This is a genomic window from Nocardia sp. NPDC023733 (genome assembly GCF_040639775.1).
Classification (GTDB): Bacteria; Actinomycetota; Actinomycetes; order Mycobacteriales; family Mycobacteriaceae; genus Nocardia; species Nocardia rosealba.
Genome location: NZ_JBFAAN010000004.1, coordinates 26,999 through 48,912, shown reverse-complemented (window position 1 = coordinate 48,912; position 21,914 = coordinate 26,999). Strand labels below are relative to the sequence as shown.

Sequence of the window (21,914 nt, the reverse complement as noted above, 5' to 3'; positions counted from 1 at the left end):
ACCACCGAAAGGAACAATCATGGCCAAGCTGTCCACCGAAGAGCTGCTCGACGTTTTCTCGGAGATGACCCTGCTGGAGCTCTCGGGCTTCGTGAAGGCGTTCGAGGAGAAGTTCGAGGTCACCGCTGCTGCCCCCGTCGCCGTTGCCGCCGCCGGTGGCGCCGCTGCTCCGGCCGAGGCCGCTGAGGAGCAGGACGAGTTCGACGTCATCCTCGAGGGTGCCGGCGACAAGAAGATCCAGGTCATCAAGGTGGTCCGTGAGATCGTCTCGGGCCTGGGCCTGAAGGAAGCCAAGGACCTGGTCGAGGGTGCCCCGAAGCCGATCCTGGAGAAGGTCGCCAAGGACGCCGCCGAGGCTGCCAAGGCGAAGCTGGAAGAGGCCGGCGCCAAGGTCTCGGTCAAGTAATTCAGCGCTTCGCGTAGACGAACGGGCGGTCCCTCAGGGGGCCGCCCGTTTGTTATATACACGGACATGGGAAAGTGATACGCGCTGTAGCGCATGGTCGGGGTTACTCTTCAGTCATGTAGAGGTGTGCCCCGTCTCACTCATGGGTTACAGTGACCGGACCCACAGTGTCGTGACGCACCGCCGAGATGTGAGCGCGCGGTGAGCGGGTGGGGTGCTCGCAGGATCAATGGAGGTAGGCGTGGGCGTCGAGGTCAGGACCGAGGGTGTAACCAAGTCCTTCGGTTCACAGCGAATTTGGCAGGACGTGTCGATCACGCTCCCTTCGGGCGAGGTGAGCGCGCTGCTCGGCCCCTCGGGTACGGGTAAGTCGGTGTTCCTGAAATCGCTCATCGGTCTGCTGCGGCCCGAGCGCGGGTCCATCTTCATCGATGGCACCGATATCACCACCTGCTCCAACAAGGAGCTCTACGAGATCCGCAAACTGTTCGGCGTCCTCTTCCAGGACGGCGCGCTGTTCGGCTCGATGAATCTGTTCGACAACATCGCGTTCCCGCTGCGCGAGCACACCAAGAAGTCGGAAACCGAGATCCGTCGCATCGTGATGGAGAAGCTCGAGCTGACCGGTCTGCTCGGTGCGGAGAACAAACTGCCCGGTGAGATCTCCGGCGGTATGCGCAAGCGCGCCGGTCTGGCCCGCGCGCTCGTGCTCGACCCGCAGATCATCCTCGTCGACGAGCCCGACTCCGGCCTCGACCCGGTGCGTACCTCCTACCTGGCGCAGCTGCTGCTCAACATCAACGCCCAGATCGACGCGACGATCCTCATCGTGACGCACAACATCAACCTGGCCCGTACCGTGCCCGACAACATCGGCATGCTGTTCCGCCGTCAGCTGGTGATGTTCGGACCCCGCGAGGTGCTGCTCACCAGCGAGGAGCCGGTGGTCAAGCAGTTCCTCAACGGCCGCATGATCGGCCCGATCGGTATGTCCGAGGAGAAGGACGAGGCGCAGATGGCGCGCGAGCAGGCGCTCGTCGACGCCGGCCACCACCACGGCGGCGCCGAGGAGATCGAGGGCATCATCCCGCAGATGAAGGCCGAGCCGGGCATGCCCGCACGGCAGGCGGTCTACCGTCGTCAGGCCCGTGTGCGCGAGATCATGCACACCCTGCCCGCCGCGGCCCAGGCCGCCATCCGCGAGTCGCTGGCCGAGTCCGACGACACCCAGGTGATGGCCGCCTACGGGGGCAACGATCACCCCACCGAATCGTTCAAAGCGATGCCGCACGGCCAGACCAACGGCTGACAAGTTTCGTCTCGAAAGGCCCCGGGTTCGCCCGGGGCCTTTCGCGTTCCCGTGCCGGAAAGCGCCCTGACCTGGTGTTTTACGGGATGGCGCGCACGGCGTGTCGCGGGTAAAATAACCGCGGTTCGGGCGGGGATGCCCAGCGCGCCAGGCGATCTCGATCTCGGACACAGGGCCGCCGCGCCACTTGACGAGCCGGGCGCGAACCGTCACCCTATTCACAACAGCGTCTGCTGTTACAGGGGCTTCGGCGCCCGAGTTTCCGACGCGGCCAGCGTCCCGGGACTTCGGCGCGTTTGCCGTCCGAGTGATGACTCGGATGGTATGTTGACACCCCCTTGTATAGGGGTGTAAGTTTGGACGTTGCGCTGGCTGCCTCCTGTCCACACCTTGATTCGCACACGTAAGTTCCACCCTTCCGGTGTTACTTCCGCTGCTGCCTGTTCGGGTTTCGTTCGGGTTGTAACCAGCGGAATTCGTAGCAGACAAGCGACGGTCGCGGACCACCACGCGACGCGCGTGAGGTGCTGGAAGGACGCATCTTGGCAGTCTCCACCCAGACCAAGGCTGGTATCCCCGGAGCCCCGTTGAGGGTTTCGTTCGCGAAGATCCGAGAGCCCTTGGAGGTGCCCGGACTTCTCGACCTACAAACGGACTCGTTCGCCTGGTTGGTCGGTTCTCCCGACTGGCGTGAGAAGGCGGCCGCACGCGGCGACGTCGGTCTCGCAGGCGGCCTCGAAGAGGTGCTCGAAGAGCTCTCGCCGATCGAGGATTTCTCCGGTTCGATGTCCCTGTCGTTCTCCGACCCGCGCTTCGAAGAGGTCAAGGCCTCCATCGATGAGTGCAAAGAGAAGGACATGACCTACGCGGCGCCTCTGTTCGTCACCGCGGAGTTCATCAACAACAACACCGGCGAGATCAAGAGCCAGACCGTCTTCATGGGTGATTTCCCCATGATGACCGACAAGGGCACCTTCATCATCAACGGCACCGAGCGTGTCGTCGTCTCCCAGCTCGTGCGTTCCCCCGGCGTCTACTTCGATCACAGCATCGACAAGGCCACCGAGAAGGACCTGCACAGCGTGCGCGTGATCCCGTCGCGCGGCGCCTGGCTGGAATTCGACGTCGACAAGCGCGACACCGTCGGTGTCCGCATCGACCGCAAGCGCCGTCAGCCGGTCACCGTGCTGCTCAAGGCACTCGGCATGACCACCGAGGAGATCGTCGAGCGTTTCGGCTTCTCCGAGATCATGATGTCGACCCTGGAGAAGGACAGCACGCCCGGCCAGGACGAGGCGCTGCTCGACATCTACCGCAAGCTGCGTCCGGGCGAGCCGCCGACCAAGGAGTCCGCGCAGACTCTGCTGGAGAACCTGTTCTTCAAGGAGAAGCGCTACGACCTGGCCCGCGTCGGTCGCTACAAGATCAACAAGAAGCTCGGCATCAACCTCGACAAGCCGGTCACTTCCTCGGTGCTCACCAAGGAAGACATCGTCGACACCATCGAGTACCTGGTGCGTCTGCACGCCGGTGACCGCTCGATGACCGCCCCCGGCGGCGAAGAGGTCCCCGTCGAGATCGACGACATCGACCACTTCGGTAACCGTCGTCTGCGCACCGTCGGCGAGCTGATCCAGAACCAGATCCGCGTGGGCCTGTCCCGCATGGAGCGCGTGGTCCGCGAGCGGATGACGACTCAGGACGTCGAGGCGATCACGCCGCAGACCCTGATCAACATCCGGCCCGTGGTCGCGGCGATCAAGGAGTTCTTCGGAACCTCCCAGCTGTCGCAGTTCATGGACCAGAACAACCCGCTGTCGGGTCTCACCCACAAGCGCCGCCTGTCGGCGCTCGGCCCGGGTGGTCTGTCCCGTGAGCGTGCCGGTCTGGAAGTTCGTGACGTCCACCCGTCGCACTACGGCCGCATGTGCCCGATCGAGACCCCGGAAGGCCCGAACATCGGCCTGATCGGTTCGCTGTCGGTGTACGCGCGGGTCAACCCGTTCGGCTTCATCGAGACGCCGTACCGCAAGGTCGTCGACGGCCAGGTCACCGACGAGGTCAAGTACCTCACGGCCGACGAGGAAGACCGTTACGTCCGCGCGCAGGCCAACTCGCCGGTCGACGCCGAGGGGCGCTTCATCGAGGAGAAGGTCCTCGTGCGGCGCGCCGGTGAAGAGGTCGAGTTCGTCTCGCCCGCACAGGTCGACTACATGGACATCTCGCCGCGCCAGATGGTGTCGGTCGCGACGGCCATGATCCCGTTCCTCGAGCACGACGACGCCAACCGTGCCCTCATGGGTGCGAACATGCAGCGTCAGGCCGTGCCGCTGATCCGTTCCGAGGCTCCCATCGTGGGCACCGGCATGGAGCTGCGCGCCGCGGTCGACGCCGGCGATGTCGTGGTGAACGAGAAGTCGGGTGTGGTCGAGGAGGTCTCGGCCGACTACGTCACCGTGATGGCCGACGACGGCAGCCGCAAGTCCTACCGGATGCGCAAGTTCAACCGCTCCAACCAGGGCACCTGCTCCAACCAGCGTCCGATCGTGGACGAGGGTCAGCGGGTCGAGGCCGGCCAGGTCCTGGCCGACGGTCCCTGCACCGAGAACGGTGAGATGGCGCTCGGCAAGAACCTGCTCGTCGCGATCATGCCGTGGGAAGGCCACAACTACGAGGACGCGATCATCCTGTCGCAGCGCCTCGTGGAAGAGGACGTTCTCACCTCGATCCACATCGAAGAGCACGAGATCGACGCCCGCGACACCAAGCTGGGCGCCGAGGAGATCACCCGGGACATCCCGAACGTCTCCGACGAGGTGCTGGCCGATTTGGACGAGCGCGGCATCATCCGCATCGGTGCCGAGGTTCGTGACGGCGACATCCTGGTCGGCAAGGTCACGCCCAAGGGCGAGACCGAGCTCACCCCGGAAGAGCGCCTGCTGCGTGCCATCTTCGGTGAGAAGGCGCGCGAAGTGCGCGACACCTCGCTGAAGGTGCCCCACGGTGAGTCCGGCAAGGTCATCGGCATCCGCGTGTTCTCGCGCGAGGACGACGACGATCTGCCTCCCGGCGTGAACGAGCTGGTCCGTGTCTACGTGGCGCAGAAGCGCAAGATCCAGGACGGCGACAAGCTCGCCGGCCGCCACGGCAACAAGGGCGTCATCGGCAAGATCCTCCCCGTGGAGGACATGCCGTTCATGCCCGACGGCACCCCGGTCGACATCATCCTGAACACCCACGGTGTGCCCCGTCGTATGAACATCGGCCAGATCCTGGAAACCCATCTCGGGTGGATCGGTAAGGCCGGCTGGAACATCGACGTGGCCACGGACGGCACTCGTCCCGAGTGGGCAGCCACGCTACCCGAGGAGATGCTGGCCGCACCGGCCGACTCGAACATCGCGACGCCCGTCTTCGACGGCGCCAAGGACAACGAGCTCACCGGTCTGCTCGGCTCGACGCTGCCCAACCGTGACGGTGAGCGGATGGTCGACGCCGACGGCAAGGCGACCCTGTTCGACGGTCGTTCCGGCGAGCCGTTCCCGTACCCGGTCGCGGTCGGTTACATGTACATCCTGAAGCTGCACCACCTGGTCGACGACAAGATCCACGCGCGCTCGACCGGTCCGTACTCGATGATCACGCAGCAGCCGCTGGGTGGTAAGGCGCAGTTCGGTGGTCAGCGTTTCGGTGAGATGGAGTGCTGGGCCATGCAGGCCTACGGCGCGGCGTACACGCTGCAGGAGCTCCTGACCATCAAGTCCGACGACGTGGTCGGCCGCGTGAAGGTCTACGAGGCCATCGTCAAGGGCGAGAACATTCCGGAGCCGGGCATTCCGGAGTCGTTCAAGGTGCTCCTCAAGGAACTCCAGTCGCTGTGCCTCAACGTGGAGGTCCTGTCTTCGGACGGCGCCGCGATCGAGATGCGTGACGGTGACGACGAGGATCTGGAGCGCGCCGCGGCGAACCTGGGCATCAACCTGTCCAGGAACGAAGCGGCCACTGTCGACGATTTGGCGAACTAGGTGGTAAGCGCGGTGCGGGCGTCTCCGGAAAAGGCGCCCGCATCGCGCACCGCGCTCGACAACTAGTGAACTTTTGCTCGAATTCGACCCGAACAGGGGAAAGGAAGTTACGTGCTAGACGTCAACTTCTTCGATGAACTCCGGATCGGCCTGGCCTCTGCCGAAGACATTCGCAACTGGTCCTACGGCGAGGTCAAGAAGCCGGAGACCATCAACTACCGCACGCTCAAGCCGGAGAAGGACGGGCTCTTCTGCGAGAAGATCTTCGGCCCCACCCGGGACTGGGAGTGCTACTGCGGCAAGTACAAGCGCGTCCGCTTCAAGGGCATCATCTGTGAGCGCTGTGGCGTCGAGGTGACTCGCGCCAAGGTGCGTCGTGAGCGCATGGGCCACATCGAGCTGGCCGCACCCGTCACCCACATCTGGTACTTCAAGGGCGTTCCGTCGCGCTTGGGTTACCTGCTGGACCTGGCGCCGAAGGATCTCGAGAAGATCATCTACTTCGCCGCCTACGTCATCGTCGGTGTCGACGAGGAGCTGCGCCACAACGAGCTCAGCACCCTCGAGGCCGAGATGGAGGTCGAGAAGAAGGCTGTCGCCGATCAGCGCGACGCCGATCTCGAGGCCCGCGCGCAGAAGCTCGAGGCCGACCTGGCCGAGCTGGAGGCCGAGGGCGCCAAGTCCGACGTGCGCCGCAAGGTCAAGGACGGCGGCGAGCGCGAGATGCGTCAGCTGCGTGACCGCGCCCAGCGCGAACTGGATCGTCTCGACGAGATCTGGACCACCTTCACCAAGCTGTCGGTCAAGCAGCTCATCGTCGACGAGGTGCTCTACCGCGAGCTCGTCGACCGTTACGGCGAGTACTTCACCGGTGCCATGGGTGCGGAGTCCATCCAGAAGCTGATGGAGAACTTCGACATCGACGCCGAGGCCGAGTCGCTGCGCGAGACCATCCGCAGCGGTAAGGGCCAGAAGAAGCTGCGTGCGCTCAAGCGCCTCAAGGTCGTCGCGGCTTTCCAGGCCAACGGCAACTCGCCCATGGGCATGGTGCTCGACGCTGTTCCGGTGATCCCGCCGGAGCTGCGCCCGATGGTTCAGCTCGACGGTGGCCGCTTCGCCACCTCCGACCTGAACGACCTGTACCGCCGCGTGATCAACCGCAACAACCGCCTCAAGCGACTGATCGATCTGGGTGCGCCCGAGATCATCGTCAACAACGAGAAGCGGATGCTGCAGGAGTCCGTCGACGCACTGTTCGACAACGGTCGTCGTGGTCGCCCGGTCACCGGGCCGGGTAACCGCCCGCTGAAGTCGCTGAGCGATCTGCTCAAGGGCAAGCAGGGTCGTTTCCGTCAGAACCTGCTCGGTAAGCGAGTCGACTACTCGGGCCGTTCGGTCATCGTGGTCGGTCCGCAGCTGAAGCTGCACCAGTGTGGTCTGCCGAAGCTGATGGCGCTCGAGCTGTTCAAGCCGTTCGTCATGAAGCGTCTGGTGGATCTCAACCACGCGCAGAACATCAAGTCCGCCAAGCGGATGGTCGAGCGTCAGCGTCCCCAGGTGTGGGATGTCCTCGAAGAGGTCATCGCCGAGCACCCGGTGATGCTGAACCGTGCGCCCACCCTGCACCGCCTTGGTATCCAGGCCTTCGAGCCGCAGCTGGTGGAAGGCAAGGCCATCCAGCTGCACCCGCTGGTGTGTGAGGCGTTCAACGCCGACTTCGACGGTGACCAGATGGCCGTGCACCTTCCGCTGTCGGCGGAGGCGCAGGCCGAGGCGCGCATCCTGATGCTGTCGTCGAACAACATCCTGTCCCCGGCGTCGGGTCGCCCGCTGGCGATGCCGCGTCTGGACATGGTGACCGGCCTGTTCTACCTGACTCGTCTCGACGAGAACGGTGTCGGCACCTACAAGGCCGGCGGCAAGGACACCCCGGAGTTCGGTGTGTACTCCTCGCCCGCCGAGGCGCAGATGGCCGTCGACCGCGGTGAGCTCACCGTGCGTTCGATGATCAAGGTGCGGCTCACCGAGCAGCGCCCGCCGAAGGAGATCGAGGCGGAGCTGTTCCCCGAGGGCTGGCACCGTGGCGATGCCTGGCTCGCCGAGACCACGCTCGGTCGCGTGATCTTCAACGAGCTGCTCCCGGCGGACTACGCGTTCATCAACGAGCCGATGCCGAAGAAGCGTCAGGCCACGATCATCAACGATCTGGCCGAGCGTTACCCGATGATCGTCGTCGCCCAGACCGTCGACAAGCTCAAGGACGCCGGCTTCTACTGGGCCACGCGTTCGGGTGTCACCGTCTCTATGTCGGACGTGCTCGTTCCGCCGGAGAAGGCCGACATCATGGAGCGCTACGAGGGCATGGCCGACCAGATCGAGAAGAAGTACCAGCGTGGTGCTCTCGATCACCAGGAGCGCAACAACGCCCTGGTCAAGATCTGGCAGGAAGCGACCGAAGAGGTCGGTGCGGCGCTGCGCACCCACTACCCGGCCGACAACCCGATCATCACGATCGTCGACTCGGGTGCCACGGGTAACTTCACCCAGACCCGTACCCTCGCCGGTATGAAGGGCCTGGTGACGAACCCGAAGGGTGAGTTCATCCCGCGCCCGATCAAGTCCTCGTTCCGTGAGGGCCTGACCGTGCTCGAGTACTTCATCAACACCCACGGTGCTCGTAAGGGTCTGGCCGACACCGCGCTTCGTACCGCCGACTCGGGTTACCTGACCCGTCGTCTGGTCGACGTCTCGCAGGACGTCATCGTGCGCGAGCACGACTGTGGCACCGAGCGCGGCATCGTGGTGCCGATCGCGGAGAAGCAGGCCGACGGCACGATCATCCGTGACGCGCATGTCGAGACCTCGACCTTCGCCCGCACCCTGGCACAGGATGCGGTCGACGCGAGCGGCAACGTCATCGTGGCGAAAGGCGCCGACCTCGGCGACCCCGCGCTCGAGGCGCTGCTCGAGGCCGGTATCACCGAGGTGAAGGTCCGCTCCGTGCTGACCTGCACCACCGGCACCGGCGTCTGCGCCACCTGCTACGGCCGTTCGATGGCCACCGGCAAGCTGGTCGACATCGGCGAGGCCGTCGGCATCGTCGCCGCCCAGTCCATCGGTGAGCCCGGTACCCAGCTGACCATGCGTACCTTCCACCAGGGTGGCGTCGCCGGCGACGACATCACCGGTGGTCTGCCGCGTGTTCAGGAGCTCTTCGAGGCCCGTGTCCCCAAGGGCAAGGCGCCGATCGCGGAGGTCTCGGGCCGGGTGCGTCTCGAGGACGACGACCGCTTCTACAAGATCACGATCATCCCTGATGACGGGTCCGAGGAAGTCGTCTACGACAAGCTCTCGAAGCGTCAGCGTCTGCGGGTGTTCAAGCACGACGACGGCTCCGAGCGTCTGCTGGCCGACGGTGACCACGTGGAGGTGGGTCAGCAGCTGCTCGAGGGCGCTGCCGATCCGCACGAGGTGCTGCGCGTGATGGGTCCCCGTCAGGTGCAGGTCCACCTGGTCCACGAGGTCCAGGAGGTCTACCGCTCGCAGGGTGTGTCGATCCACGACAAGCACATCGAGGTCATCGTGCGCCAGATGCTGCGTCGCGTGACGATCATCGATTCGGGTGCGACCGAGTTCCTGCCCGGTTCGCTCACCGAGCGCGCCGAGTTCGAGGCCTCGAACCGTCGCGTGGTCGCCGAGGGTGGCGAGCCCGCCTCCGGTCGTCCGGTGCTGATGGGTATCACCAAGGCGTCGCTGGCCACTGATTCGTGGCTGTCGGCGGCCTCCTTCCAGGAGACCACCCGAGTGCTGACGGACGCGGCCATCAACTGCCGCTCCGACAAGCTGATCGGCCTGAAGGAGAACGTGATCATCGGTAAGCTCATCCCGGCCGGTACCGGTATCAACCGTTACCGCAACATCCAGGTGCAGCCGACCGAAGAAGCCCGTGCCGCCGCGTACGCGGTGCCGTCCTACGACGACACCTACTACTCGCCGGACAGCTTCGGTTCCTCCACCGGCGCCGCAGTGCCGCTGGACGACTACGGCTTCAGCGACTACCGCTAAGCAGTAACCGAACGCCCCGCTCCTTTCTAGGAGCGGGGCGTTCGTCGTTTCCGGGTCTCTGCGAGAGAAGCTCCGGCGGCCGAGCGGTGCGTAGAGTCGGCGTGTGAAAACTCAGGTGGTTGTCGTCGTATTCGCGGTCATCGGTGTGCTTGCGGTGGTATTCGCCGGGTACCGGGTTGTCGCTGGTTTGGCGGCCGCTGAGGTTGTTGTCAGTTGTGATTCGCACTCGGTCGAGTCGTATTGCGTGTACCACCGAGCGACACCACGGTTCTTGTCCACCAATTACGACCTCGTAATCGGCACCGCGTCCGATCGCGGGTTGCTCTATGAGATCCCGTATCCCGCAGGTGATGTCACCGCCGACTGGGATCTCGTAACCGACCTGTTGACGATTACGATGCCGGGCACCACCCTGACCATCACGAAAGACGAGTACCGCGAGCGGTAGGTTCGGCATCAGTTTCCGTTGGCGCGCTTGTTGGTTCGCTGATGCGGGGGCGGCTTGTACTCAGTTGTCGGATAACTGAGTACAAGGGCTCAGGTTCGGTCGAGTTGGGGTTCGGCGGTGGGGGATTCGGGGTCGCCGAGGGTGGGGATGGTGGGTTCGCCGAGGCGGACGGCTATGACGCCGAGGAGGATCAGGGCGCCGCCGAGGAGTTGGATGGGGCCGGGGGCTTCGCCGAGGAGGAGCCAGGCGAAGAGCAGGGCGGCCAGGACTTCGGTGAGGGCTACGAAGGAGGCCAGGCGGGAGCCGAGGCGGCGGGTGGCGGCGATGCCGGTGACGTAGGAGATGGCGGCGGTGACGATGCCGATGAGGAGGATGGGCAGCCACCAGGGGGTAGTGAAGTCGTCGAAGACGACGGGGTTCGTGGTGGCGCGCAGGGGGACGATGCCGATGGTCCCGGCCGCGAGCAGGACCACGCCGCCGATGAGGAGGCCGCCTGCGGCGAGGACGGTGCCGGGCAGGTCGCTGCCCTGGTCGGAGAGCACGAAATAGGTTGCGGCGCCGACCATCGAGCCGAGCGCCCAGATGATGCCGACCGGGTCGGTGGAGACGCCGGAGACCACGTCGAGCACCAGCATCAGGCCGGTGATACCGAGAATCGCACCGGCGACGGTCGCCGCACCGGGGCGCTGCCGGTGCCGCACCCACAACCAGCCCACCACCGCGATCGGGGCCGCGAATTCGATGAGCAAGGCGGTGCCCACCTCCATGCGTGCGACCGCGTTGAAATAGGCGAGCTGCGTGCCCGCTACGGCGACGAAGCCGTAGGCGACGATGAGTTTCGCATTGTCGCGCAACAGGTTCCGATTGCTCCGCAGATGTGGCCAGGCCAGCGGCAACAACACGACGCCTGCGAGCAGTACCCGCACGGCGACCACCGCGGCCGCACTCCAGCCCGCATTCATCAACCCACGCGCGAGCGGTCCGGAGAGCCCGAACGAGGTGGCCGAGGCGAGGGCGAAGAGCAAGCCGGTGCGCAGCCGCCGGGCCGCCGCGTCATGGGTCAAAGTCTCCATGACTAATGACGGTAGGAACCATGGCGTAATCTGTCAACATGGTTTTTGCTCATGACACCGAGGCGGCGCTGCTGTCGGCTGTGGAGCTGGTGAATTCCGCCGTCGAGCCGGACACGCTCACCGAGATCGCCCAGCTCGACGAGTTCTTCGTCCGCCACGACTACACGGGCGCACACCGAGGCGACGAGGCGGAACTGTCGGAGGTGCGTGCCCTGCGCGGCCCGCTACGTCGGCTGCTGACCAGCGACCGCGACACCGCGGTGACGCTGGTGAACGAGATCCTGCGCGAGCACCGCGCGGTGCCGCAGCTGGTCCGCCACGGCAGCGTCGACTACCACGTGCACGCCGTCCCCGCCGAGGCCGCGCTCCCGGTGCGCATCGCCGTGGAAACCGCCATGGCGATGATCGATGTCATCCGCGCCGACGACCTGAGCCGCCTCTCGATCTGCGCCGACGACGACTGTGCAGGCCTGGTCCTCGACCTGTCCCGCAATCGTTCGAAGCGCTACTGCAGCACTACCTGCGGCAACCGCAACGCAGTCGCCGCGTATCGCGCACGTCAGCGGTGAGGCAGCAGCGTCGGTCGACGCCCTGAACGGGGTGCGAGCGCGCGTGACCGACGGCGGAAGGACGCGGCCTACCTGACGTATCGCGACTCAGGGCGCCCCGGTGACGTAGGCGATCGCGGTGTCGATCGCCGGCTGACCACCGGCCATCGCGTACCCCGCGAGCGCACCGATGGCAGCACCGGCGACGGTCGCCACGGGCACCGTGATGAAGTCGAGGACGAACAGCCCGAGGGGGAAGCCGAGGACGAATCCGATGGCCGCGCCGATCGCCGCGCCCTGGATGATCTCCGGTTGCAGCCGTTGGGTTTCGGCGAAGAACCGTTCCTGCGCGCTGATGTCGCGGACGGGGGTCTCGGATTCGCCGACCGGGGTGAGGGTGAGTCGCGAACCCTCGGCGTCGATGCTCGGAGTGAGCGGCACCGCGTGCTCGCCGACCCGCACGACCATCGGCAGCGCTGCCACTACCGCACCCGAATCATCGGTGATAGCAACAACTTTCGCGTCGTGGACGAGCTGGAAGCGGCCGGTGTCGATGCTGGTGACCACCGCGCGCCGATCGTCGGTCGCGCTGACCTCGTAGTTCACGCCCTTGTCGACCCCACGCAGTCCCAGGGATTGCGGGGCGGGCGCCGGCTCGGCGTGTCCGATCCCGACCCCTGCGACACCGACTCCCACCGCCAGCACCGCCGCGCCGAACACCTTACCGAACCTCATCGCGCCATCCTCCTGCTGCCCGCACCGAGCCACGCACGCCCGGTCATCGCGGCAAACTTAGCCGCTGATCAGCTTTTCGGAAAGTTCTCCGCGGATGGTTGTGCCGCCGCGACTCGGGCCTCGGGCAAGACCACAACCAACAGTCGTGATCGGCGTACGAATCCACAGTTCAATGAGCCGGCTTCAGCGGGTCCGCACCGACCGGTGGGCGCCGGGCGAAGTCGGGTGCGTGCTCCGGTCGAAGTCCGATACCGCCCAGGTACGCGGTAAGCCCCGCGAGCGCAGGCATCGCGTCGACCACGCGCAGCGGCAGCGGTGCGGCATGCAGTTCGCCGCGCAGGGCGGGAGCGATGAGCAGCTCGTGTTCGCCGCGTTGCGAGCGCTGGGTGAAACTCGCGGGCAGCATCCGCCTGCGCTGCACCTTGTCGAGTTCGGCGGTGGTGACGACGCCGTCGAGCAGGGGTCGGGCGAGGAGACGGGCGGCGGCGACGGCGTCCTGGATGGCGAGGTTCACGCCAACACCGCCGACCGGCGACATGGTGTGCGCCGCGTCGCCGATGCACAGCAGGCCGGGCACGTACCAGCGTTCGAGCATCCCGACGGTCACCTCGAGCAACTTGACGTCGTCCCAGGACCGGATGTGTGCGAGCGCCTCGGCCGGCCAGTCGAACAGCTCGCCGATCCGATCCCGCAGCCACTGCACGTCGTGCTCGGCCCGCAGCGTTGCGTCGCAACCCTTCTCGATGATGTATCCGGTTTGGTAGTAGTCGCCGCGATCGATCGCCACTGCCGAGTTCCCACTGGTGAAACGGGTCTGTACGGCACCGCTTTCGCTGTCGTCGACGGCTTTGGGGATGCGGAAGAACCACATGTCCATCGGCACATCCTCGCTTCGCTGAAGCAGGCCCGCCGACTCTCGTGCCACGGAATCGCGCCCGTCGCAGGCGATGACGAGGTCGGCGCGCAGCGTGTGCGTGTCGCCCGTCGCGTCGAGGTAGTGCACGCCGACGACCGTGCCGGACTCCTGGACGAGCCCGGTGACGGTCGAGCGCATCCGCAGGGTGAACCCGGGTTCGGCAGCGGCGGCACCGGCCAGCAGGTCGAGGAAGTCCCACTGCGGGACCATCGCGACGTGCCGGTAGCGGCCGGGGACCCTGGTGAAGTCGGCGGCGACCACCATGCGGTCGCCCGCGTAGACGCGAAGGGTGGTCAGCGCGGACTGGGGGAGACGGGCGAATTCGGCGCCGAGCCCGAGCTGGTCGAGCAGCCGAATCGTCGACGGATGGACGGTGTCGCCGCGGAAGTCGCGCAGGAAGTCGGGGTGCTTTTCCAGCACGGTGACCGCTACGCCCGCCCGCGCCAGCAGCAGACCCGCCATCATCCCGGCCGGTCCGCCGCCGACGATGCAGCACGTTGTCTTGTCCATCGTTTTCCCCTCCGCCGAAATGTCTACGACGAAGCGTAGTAGTAAATCCCTCTGCCGGTACAGGGAATTCGGCAAACTCCCGATCACCCCTTGACGCGCCTCGGTGTGCACGCAATACTGAACTAGATGGTTCAGTATGACTTCCTAGACGCCTCGTTCGGGGCGCTCGCGGACCCCACCCGGCGGGGCATCCTCGAGCATCTCGGTCGTGGGCCCGCCACCGTCAGCGAGTTGGCCGAGCGGTTCGAGATGACGTTGACCGGCATCAAGAAGCACATCGGGTTGCTCGAGGATGCGGGCATGGTGGTCACCGAGAAGCGTGGGCGCGTGCGGTACTGCCGCATCGGCGAGCACGTGTTCGATCGGGAGGTGGCCTGGATGCAGGGTTATCGGCAGATGCTGGAAGCCCGGATGGACCGTCTCGATGAATTCCTGCGACGAACGGAGCCAGAGCAATGAGCACCACAACCAAGGATGCGGTCATCACCTCCACCTCGGACCGCGAAGTGCACATCGAACGCGATTTCGACGCTCCGCTGGATCGGGTGTGGGACGCCTACAGCCGCGTCGAGCAGCTGTCGCGCTGGTGGGCGCGCGGCCACGAGGTCGACATCGAGCGCTGGGAGTTCCGCAAGGGCGGGCACTGGCGTTTCGTCGAGCACGAGGGCGACGAGTCCTACGGTTTCGAAGGCCGCTTCCGTGAGATCACCCCGAAGGAGCGGATCGTGCAGTCCTTCGAATGGGACGGCATGCCCGCCCACATCTCGATCGACACGACCACCTTCGTCGACCTCGGCAACGGCCGCACCCGCGTGGTCACCGACAGCATCTTCCACACCGCCGAGGAATGCGCGGGCATGCTCGCCTCCGGCATGGAGACCGGCCTCAACGACAGCTACCGCGCCCTCGACGCCCTGCTCGCCGGAAACCGCTGACCGCGCACGGACGCACGACGCCGGCCCGGCTGCTCAGCTGTGCGAGCAGCCGGTCGCACGTTTACGCGGCTTCAACCGCAGCGGCGGCAACGGCGGAGCGGGAATCCGCTCCTGCTCCGGATGGCCGACCACCTGCCCGAACCGGCTGGTGTCGTGGGCTTCCCACGCCTCACGCGCCGCGACGATCTCCTCGTGACTTCGCCCGACGAAGTTCCACCACATCACCAGTTCCTCGGTGAACGGCTCACCGCCGATCAGGGCGAAATGCGCCCGATCGGTGCTCGTCAAACGCACCTCGGCCCGATCGGTGCCCAGGTACAGCAGCGGTCCGGGACCGAGCTCGACGCCGTCGACGACGACCGTGCCCTCCACCACGAGCACCGCGTGCTCGAAGGCACGTTCCAGCGGTAACCGCACGTCCGCGCCGGGATCGAGGACGATGTCCGCGCCGACGATCGGCGTATAGGCCTTCGCCGGTGAGGTGACGCCGCCCAGCGAACCGATCAGCACGGTCGCCCGCAGTCCCGGTTCCTCGTACACGGGCAGCTCGCGATGCTGCTCGAAGTGCGGTTCGACGCCGGTCGCGTTGTCGGGCAAGGCGATCCACAGTTGCAGGCCGTTGCCCGCGTTCGCACCCGGCACGCCGAACTCCGAATGCGCGATGCCGCGACCGGAGGTCATCAGGTTCAGCTGCCCCGGTTCGATCCGCACATCCGAACCCACCGAATCGCGGTGCCGGATCTGCCCGTCGAACGGCCAGGTCACCGTCTGCAGGCCGATGTGCGGGTGGGGCAGGATGTCGGGTGAGGCGCCGGTGCGGGTGACGGTGGGTGAGCCGAACCGGTCGAGGAAACACCACGCGCCGACGGTCGGCAGATCCCGTTGCGGCAGGGTGCGTTCCACATACACGCCGCGCACGCCGCCGAGCGGGACCTCCCTGGCCGGGTACAGCTCGGTGATCGGGCCGGGGCTCGGCGACGGTTCGCACAGCACCTCGGTGGGATCGGCCTCGAGGTCGCTCATCCGGGGATGCCCTTGCCGACCACATGCGCGTCGAACTCGGGGTGCTTGTCGAGCCAGCCACGGATGAACGGGCAGTGCGGGGTGATGGTTCGCCCGCGCGCGATCACGTCCTCGACGGCGTAGCGGGCCAGCTTGCTGCCCAGGCCCTTGCCGCCGAAGGCGTCGTCGATCTCGGTGTGCACGAAGTCGGTGTCGTTGCCGCGCTCGATGTACTCGGCGAAGCCGGCGAGTTCGTCGCCGTAGTAGATGTCGTAGCGGTTCTTGTCCTCGTTGCGGACGACTCGGGCCTGCGACGCGGTGGTCTCCGACATCTTCGCGCTCCTTCCGCACCGCCAACAGGTGCGCTCGTGACTTGGTATACCGACCAACCCTGGCGCGGCGTGAGTATTCCCCGCCGCGCCCGAGCCGATGCTATTCCCGTCCCGCCGAGGTGAACGACATGTCCGCGTACCGTGGGCCCGCCACCTGTCCGGCGATCGGTTCCAGCATCGCGAGTTCGTCGGCGCTGAGCCGCACCGCGGCCGCCGCGACGTTCTCGGCGAGCCTGCCGCGCTTGCGGGTGCCCGGGATGGGCACCACGGGAAGGCCGTGTGCCTGGGCGCGCGCGTGCACCCAGGCGAGGGCGACCTGGGCCTGGGTGATGCCGCGTGTTTGCGCGATCGCCGCCAGCGGTGCGAGTAGGTCGGCATTGCGTTCCGCGTTTTCGCCGGTGAAGCGGGGCATCCGCTGCCGGAAGTCGTTGCCACCGAGGCTGTCCGCGTTGCGGAAGGCGCCGGTGAGGAACCCGCGACCCAGCGGCGAGTACGGCACGAACGTCACACCGAGTTCGGCCGCGGCGGGCACGGCGGTGCGCTCCACATCGCGGGAGAACAGCGACCACTCCGACTGCACGGCCGCGATCGGGTGCACCGCGTGCGCGGCGCGCAGTTCGTCGCCGGTCACCTCCGACAGGCCGAGCGCGCGCACCTTGCCCGCGGTGACCAGCTCGGACATCGTGGCGACGGTTTCCTCGATCGGCACGGCCGGGTCGCGGCGGTGCATGTAGTACAGGTCGATGGTGTCGACACCGAGCCTGCGCAGGCTGGCGTCCACGGCGGCGCGGATGTATTCGGGGGAGTTGTCGAAGCCGCGGAACGTGGGATCGTCGGCCTTGCGGACGATGCCGAATTTGGTGGCGATCACCAGCTCGTCGCGGTGTTCGCGGACGAAATCGGACAGGAATTCCTCGTTGTGGCCCGAGCCGTAGATATCGGCGGTGTCGAACAGGGTCACGCCGAGTTCGAGGGCGTGCTCGAGGGTGGCCCGTGACTCGGCCAGGTCGGAGTCGCCGTAGAACTCGCTGATGCCCATGCAGCCCAGACCTTGGATGCCGACCCGTGGGCCGTCGGCGCCGAGGGTGGTGGTCGGCAGAGTGGTGCTCATGTATCGGTTCCTTCGCTCGTGTGCGCGGTGAGCGTGACGGGCGGGACGAACTCGGATCGGCCCTCGTACACGGCGATCTTGTAGTCCAGCACGGCCACGGTCTTCTGCAGTTCCGCGATCTTGTCGAGCACGTCGGCCCTGGTCTGCCGGAACATCTCCAGTCGTTGCGGGAAGGTCTGCTCACCCGCCCGCACCAGTTCGGCATACCGGATCATGTCGGCCACCGGCATGCCGGTCGTGCGCAGCCGCGCGATCAGCTCCAGCCACTCCAGGTCGCGATCGCTGAAGCGGCGGTTGCCGGTGTGGTCGCGACCGATGTAGTTCATCAGCCCGATCCGCTCGTACCAGCGCAGCGTGTCGCGGCTGAGTCCCGACCGCTCGGCGACCTCGCCGATCGAGTATTTCGGGCGCTCCCGTTCGTTCGCGCCCTCGGTGTGCCGAACCGGTTCCGGATCCATCGTGCTCGTCCCTCCTCGTGGAACTCCACCGACGCTAGCCACCTGGAGTGCACTCCAAGCAAGCCTATTCGCGGGACGAGCCGATCTCAGTTGTACTTCGGCAGTTCCTGTACCGCCCAGCGGTTTCCGTCGGGGTCGGCGAAGAAGGTGAACAGGCCCCAGCCCAGATCCTGCACCGGACTCGCCTCGACGCCTGCCGCGACGAGTTGTTCGTAGGCCTGCTGGGCGCTCGGCACCACCATCTGCATGCCCTCGACGCAGCCGGGAGCAGCCTGGGTGATGCCGCGGCCGATGCAGATCGAGCAGCCCGAACCCGGCGGGGTGAGCTGGACGAAGCGGATGTCGGGGCTCGGCGTGTGGTCGTGATCGGCGTTGAATCCGATGCTGGTGTAGAAGTCCTTGGCCCGATCGATATCGGTGACCGGGATGGCAACGAGCTCGATTTTCCAATCCATGCGGTCAAGCATCCCACCGCCCACCGACAGAAACGTAGTGTGGATCACATGGCTAAGGAGATCGACCGCATCCGGGCCCGCTCGGCCTGGGAAACGGTGAAGGAGAGCCCGGTGATCACCGCCATCGCGGTGGCACCGGTGGTACTGGTACTCGGCGTGGTCTGGTGGCTGACGAACGGCGTGGTCGCCTTCGTGCTGCTCGCGTTGCTCGGCGTCGGAATCGTGGTCGGGGGCAAGCTGCTGAAGTAGGTCAGCGCGGCACGTGGAAGTGCGTCAGTTCGCCGGTTCCCTGGTCGACCCGCGCCCACGGCCGGTCGAACTCGAGCACCGCCAGCGCCGAGGTGGGGAATTTGCGGCTCAGCTCGGTGGCCGCGTCGGAATCGCGGTTGGTCGCGAGATCCCAAGCAGTCCAAGGGATTCCGGGAACATGACCGACAAGGAGGAGGGTCGAGACAGCATCGTCGGTGAGCTGGATCAGCTCGATCAGGGTGTGCGGGTTCGCCTCGTAGATGTCGTCGCGGTACTCGACGGGAGCGTCGATTCCGGTGGCGGCCAGGGTGAGCCGGGTGCGCTGGGCGGTGGAGCAGCGCACCGCGTCGATCGCCGGCTGGGTGGCGCGCAACCAGTCGCCCGCGAGTGCGGCTTCGCGTTCGCCGCGCGGTGCCAGTGGCCGTTCGTGGTCCTCCACCCCGTCCGGGTACGCCGATTTTCCGTGCCGCATCAGGATCAGGGTCACCGCCATGTACTACACGGTAATCGTGCACACCGGTGAGGTCGCAGTCACACTCGAGGCACACTGAAAGCTGCGTCACTCATACCCGAGGTGACGTCCGACCACACATTTCGAGGATCTGCACCCATGGCCTACGTCATCACGCAGCGTTGTTGCAACGACGCCAGCTGCGTCACCGAGTGCCCGGTCGACTGCATCCGCCCGACCCCGGATCAGCCGGAGTTCGCCACGGCGGAAATGCTCTACATCGACCCAGACACCTGTATCGACTGCGGCGCCTGTGTCGATGCGTGCCCGGTGGACGCCATCTTCTCCGAGGACGACCTCCTCGCCTCGCTCGGCAGGTACCGCGAGATCAATGCCGACTACTTCCGGCGTCACCCGCTGGAGACGAATTTCGACCCACTCGCCACCCCCGTGCGCCCACCGAAGAGTCTCGGCACCTTGCGCGTCGCGATCGTCGGTGCGGGCCCGGCGGCCTGCTACGCCGCCGACGAGCTGTTGCGGCGCAGCGATGTCGAGGTGGAGATGTTCGACCGGCTGCCGACGCCGTGGGGTCTGGTTCGCGCGGGTGTGGCGCCCGATCACGCGGGCACCAAGAACGTCGCGACGATGTTCGAATCGGCCTTCCGCCGCGACACTCTGCAGTACTACCTCAATGTCGAGATCGGCGAACACATCGATCACCGTGAGCTGCTCGAGCACCACCACGCCGTGATCTACGCCGTCGGCGCGTCGAGCGACCGCAAGCTCGGTGTCCCGGGTGAGGACCTGCCCGGCAGCCATTCGGCCACCGAGTTCGTCGCCTGGTACAACGGCCATCCCGATTTCGCCGAGCGCGAGTTCGACCTGTCGGGTGAGCGGGCGGTGATCGTCGGCAACGGCAATGTGGCGCTCGACGTGGCGCGCGTGCTCACCGTCGACCCCGACGAGCTGGCCAAGACCGATATCGCCGACCACGCGCTGGACGCCCTGCGCCGCAGCAACATCCGCGAGGTCGTGATTCTCGGCCGCCGTGGTCCGCTGCAGGCGGCGTACAGCTCGCCGGAGTTCCTCGCGCTCACCCATCTGAAGGGCGTCGACGTGGTCGTCGATCCCGCCGACCTCGAACTCGACGAGCACAGCCGCGCGATCCTCGACGACCCGAACATCGAACCGTCGCTGCGCCTGAAATACCTGCTGGCCCAGGAGTATTCGACCGGTCGTCGCGATCCGGCGAACAAGCGCATCGTCTTCCGCTACCTGGCCACCCCCACCGAGGTACTCGGTGACGACCACGTCACCGGTATCGAGTTCGCGCACAACGAACTCACCGCCGACCTCGTCGCCACCCCGACCGACCGCACCGAACGCCTCGACACCGGCCTGGTGCTCCGCTCGATCGGCTACCGTGGCGTCCCCGTGCCCGGCCTGCCGTTCGACGAACGTCGCGGAGTGGTGCCGAGCGAGCACGGCCGCGTGCTCGCCGATACCCAGCCCCTGCCCGGTGTGTACGTGGCGGGCTGGATCAAGCGCGGTCCGCGCGGCGTGATCGGCTCCAACCGGATCGATGCCGAGGAAACCGTCGAAGCCCTGATCGCCGACTTCATCGCGGGCAGACTCACCAACCCGACCGGCGACCGGGCAGCCCTGCGCGCCCTGCTCACCGAGCGTCAGCCCGACCTCGTCGACCGCGCCGCCTGGAAGACCATCGACCAGGCGGAAAAGGCCGCAGGCAAAGCGGCAGGCCGGCCCCGCGTCAAGTTCACCACCCGCGCCGACCTCCTCAAGGCCGCCAAGGGCTAGATCGACCCGCGACGGTTCTCGGCCGCCTCGATCCTGACCAAGAAGCAGGCCGAGAACCCCACCGCGAGCCCGAAAGGGCTGGGCAAAACCCGCATCCGGTTCTCGGCCGCCTTGATCTGGACTGACCGGAGGGTGCGACGAAGGAGTGCCCGGAGGGAGGGAAGATCAAGGGAACAGGCCGAGAACCCGCGGCGCCAGCCGCAAAAAATCACGGCAGTGGCATGACCTTGACGACCGTGGTCGTGATCCCACCGACCACGAACCACAACCGCAGCACCGGTCGCCCACTCACATCACCCGGCTCATACCGCCCGCGCACCGTGATGTGTTCACGCGCCAGCACCGGCGCCACGTACTCGATCACCGCCCGATGCGGCACCGCGAGCAGCTTCGGATAGTCGACGAGGAACTGCTCGACGGCCTGCCAGTAGCAGGCGTTGTTCACGTGGTTGTACTGGTCGATGTCGGTGGCGCGCACCGGGAACGGCACATCGGTGTCGGATTCGCGCGGCGCCGGATCGGTGAGGTAGGGCCGCCACCGCAGCCGGTGTTCGTCGGTGGTGCGGGCCAGGTAGGCCAGGCCTTCGTCGCTGATGCGGGCGGGCAGGTTGCTCGACTCGCTGAGGTTGATCCAGAACCCCTCGGTCTCGATCAGGCCGCCGCCCTCGCTGGTGATGCGCACCCGCATGTTCGTCCACCTGGTCGACATGCTCGCGCACCACCGCGTGAGGTGTACGCGATCGGGGAAGACGACCGGCCGGATCACGTCGATGACGGTGCGGCGCACGATCCAGGTGGGGTCGGTGCGGTGCAGCGCGGTCTGATGCAGTTCCTCGTAGGCGATATCCTGCAGATAGCGGGCGACCCCGTCGAAGCGCAGCCGGTGGTACGGGTCCACGTCGCCGGCCCGGACAGGCCACGCCGTGGCGAAACCCGTGCCCTCCTGGGGTAGCGGGGCCAGTGGCTGATCGAGTGACACGTGTGCTCCTTGCGCGGTCCACACAGGTGAGCCGCGACTTCTTGCGTAGTTCTGCCCTCGACTTTACGGTGCGCAGATCACACCCTCAC

At 66.4% G+C, this 21,914-nt stretch carries 20 protein-coding genes; 10 read left to right on the top strand and 10 right to left on the bottom strand.

The annotated features are described in order from the left end of the window. Positions 1-19 precede the first annotated feature (19 nt). The 5 genes from rplL (at position 20) to AB0F86_RS18510 (ending at position 10,253) form a co-directional block, all read left to right on the top strand. Positions 20-406 carry a 50S ribosomal protein L7/L12 gene (gene rplL, locus AB0F86_RS18530; protein ID WP_067485073.1) on the top strand — a complete coding sequence of 129 codons (387 nt, stop codon included), beginning with the start codon at positions 20-22 and terminating at the stop codon, positions 404-406. 229 nt (positions 407-635) lie between these two features. Beyond that, positions 636-1,715 (top strand): ABC transporter ATP-binding protein, encoded by a 1,080-nt coding sequence (locus AB0F86_RS18525; RefSeq protein WP_067485076.1) that lies wholly within the window; start codon positions 636-638, stop codon positions 1,713-1,715. A 524-nt stretch (positions 1,716-2,239) separates the two neighbouring features. After that, positions 2,240-5,740 (top strand): DNA-directed RNA polymerase subunit beta, encoded by a 3,501-nt coding sequence (locus tag AB0F86_RS18520; protein WP_356985247.1) that lies wholly within the window; start codon positions 2,240-2,242, stop codon positions 5,738-5,740. Positions 5,741-5,851: 111 nt separating this feature from the next. Next, on the top strand, positions 5,852-9,805 hold the full coding sequence (locus tag AB0F86_RS18515) for a DNA-directed RNA polymerase subunit beta' (protein WP_356985246.1): 3,954 nt from the start codon (positions 5,852-5,854) through the stop codon (positions 9,803-9,805). 103 nt (positions 9,806-9,908) lie between these two features. Further along, on the top strand, positions 9,909-10,253 hold the full coding sequence (locus tag AB0F86_RS18510) for a hypothetical protein (RefSeq protein WP_356985245.1): 345 nt from the start codon (positions 9,909-9,911) through the stop codon (positions 10,251-10,253). A gap of 89 nt (positions 10,254-10,342) precedes the next feature. Here AB0F86_RS18510 and AB0F86_RS18505 read toward each other — a convergent pair whose 3' ends face one another. Further along, a complete protein-coding gene (locus AB0F86_RS18505) occupies positions 10,343-11,326 on the bottom strand; it encodes a DMT family transporter (RefSeq protein WP_356985244.1) in 984 nt (327 codons plus the stop codon). Positions 11,327-11,364: 38 nt separating this feature from the next. Between AB0F86_RS18505 and AB0F86_RS18500 the strand changes: the two genes are divergently transcribed. Next, a complete protein-coding gene (locus AB0F86_RS18500; protein WP_225278554.1) occupies positions 11,365-11,895 on the top strand; it encodes a CGNR zinc finger domain-containing protein in 531 nt (176 codons plus the stop codon). A gap of 87 nt (positions 11,896-11,982) precedes the next feature. On the opposite strand, the gene AB0F86_RS18495 is transcribed toward AB0F86_RS18500, so the two are convergent. Both AB0F86_RS18495 and AB0F86_RS18490 read right to left on the bottom strand, forming a co-directional pair. Continuing rightward, positions 11,983-12,609, bottom strand: a complete 627-nt coding sequence (locus AB0F86_RS18495) for a hypothetical protein (RefSeq protein WP_356985243.1) — start codon at positions 12,607-12,609, stop codon at positions 11,983-11,985. A 169-nt stretch (positions 12,610-12,778) separates the two neighbouring features. After that, a complete protein-coding gene (locus AB0F86_RS18490) occupies positions 12,779-14,035 on the bottom strand; it encodes an FAD-dependent oxidoreductase (RefSeq protein WP_356985242.1) in 1,257 nt (418 codons plus the stop codon). A gap of 126 nt (positions 14,036-14,161) precedes the next feature. Between AB0F86_RS18490 and AB0F86_RS18485 the strand changes: the two genes are divergently transcribed. Both AB0F86_RS18485 and AB0F86_RS18480 read left to right on the top strand, forming a co-directional pair. Beyond that, positions 14,162-14,494, top strand: a complete 333-nt coding sequence (locus AB0F86_RS18485) for a metalloregulator ArsR/SmtB family transcription factor (protein WP_067485870.1) — start codon at positions 14,162-14,164, stop codon at positions 14,492-14,494. Further along, positions 14,491-14,970, top strand: a complete 480-nt coding sequence (locus AB0F86_RS18480; protein WP_067485115.1) for an SRPBCC family protein — start codon at positions 14,491-14,493, stop codon at positions 14,968-14,970. Before AB0F86_RS18485 ends, AB0F86_RS18480 begins: the two co-directional genes overlap by 4 nt. A gap of 33 nt (positions 14,971-15,003) precedes the next feature. On the opposite strand, the gene AB0F86_RS18475 is transcribed toward AB0F86_RS18480, so the two are convergent. From AB0F86_RS18475 to AB0F86_RS18455, 5 genes are all read right to left on the bottom strand, one after another. Continuing rightward, positions 15,004-15,993 (bottom strand): pirin family protein, encoded by a 990-nt coding sequence (locus tag AB0F86_RS18475; protein WP_356985241.1) that lies wholly within the window; start codon positions 15,991-15,993, stop codon positions 15,004-15,006. Then, on the bottom strand, positions 15,990-16,304 hold the full coding sequence (locus tag AB0F86_RS18470) for a GNAT family N-acetyltransferase (protein ID WP_356985240.1): 315 nt from the start codon (positions 16,302-16,304) through the stop codon (positions 15,990-15,992). The genes AB0F86_RS18475 and AB0F86_RS18470 overlap by 4 nt, the downstream gene beginning before the upstream one ends. Positions 16,305-16,404: 100 nt before the next feature. Further along, positions 16,405-17,415, bottom strand: a complete 1,011-nt coding sequence (locus tag AB0F86_RS18465) for an aldo/keto reductase (protein WP_356985239.1) — start codon at positions 17,413-17,415, stop codon at positions 16,405-16,407. Beyond that, positions 17,412-17,873, bottom strand: a complete 462-nt coding sequence (locus AB0F86_RS18460) for a MerR family transcriptional regulator (RefSeq protein WP_356985238.1) — start codon at positions 17,871-17,873, stop codon at positions 17,412-17,414. Before AB0F86_RS18460 ends, AB0F86_RS18465 begins: the two co-directional genes overlap by 4 nt. Positions 17,874-17,959: 86 nt before the next feature. Further along, positions 17,960-18,328 carry a VOC family protein gene (locus tag AB0F86_RS18455; RefSeq protein WP_356985237.1) on the bottom strand — a complete coding sequence of 123 codons (369 nt, stop codon included), beginning with the start codon at positions 18,326-18,328 and terminating at the stop codon, positions 17,960-17,962. 48 nt (positions 18,329-18,376) lie between these two features. Here AB0F86_RS18455 and AB0F86_RS18450 point away from each other — a divergent pair, with 48 nt between their 5' ends. Then, complete coding sequence (locus AB0F86_RS18450) at positions 18,377-18,577, top strand: hypothetical protein (RefSeq protein ID WP_067485129.1); 201 nt, start codon at positions 18,377-18,379, stop codon at positions 18,575-18,577. Position 18,578: 1 nt separating this feature from the next. Here the strand turns inward: AB0F86_RS18450 and AB0F86_RS18445 are convergent, their stop codons facing one another. Then, positions 18,579-19,070, bottom strand: coding sequence for a histidine phosphatase family protein (locus AB0F86_RS18445; RefSeq protein WP_067641855.1), 492 nt, complete (start codon positions 19,068-19,070; stop codon positions 18,579-18,581). Positions 19,071-19,187: 117 nt separating this feature from the next. Between AB0F86_RS18445 and AB0F86_RS18440 the strand changes: the two genes are divergently transcribed. Next, positions 19,188-20,846 (top strand): FAD-dependent oxidoreductase, encoded by a 1,659-nt coding sequence (locus AB0F86_RS18440; protein ID WP_356985236.1) that lies wholly within the window; start codon positions 19,188-19,190, stop codon positions 20,844-20,846. A gap of 208 nt (positions 20,847-21,054) precedes the next feature. Here the strand turns inward: AB0F86_RS18440 and AB0F86_RS18435 are convergent, their stop codons facing one another. Continuing rightward, entirely contained in the window at positions 21,055-21,825 is a 771-nt protein-coding gene (locus AB0F86_RS18435; RefSeq protein WP_225278565.1) for an acyl-ACP thioesterase domain-containing protein, read from the bottom strand. Between the last annotated feature and the right edge of the window lie 89 nt (positions 21,826-21,914).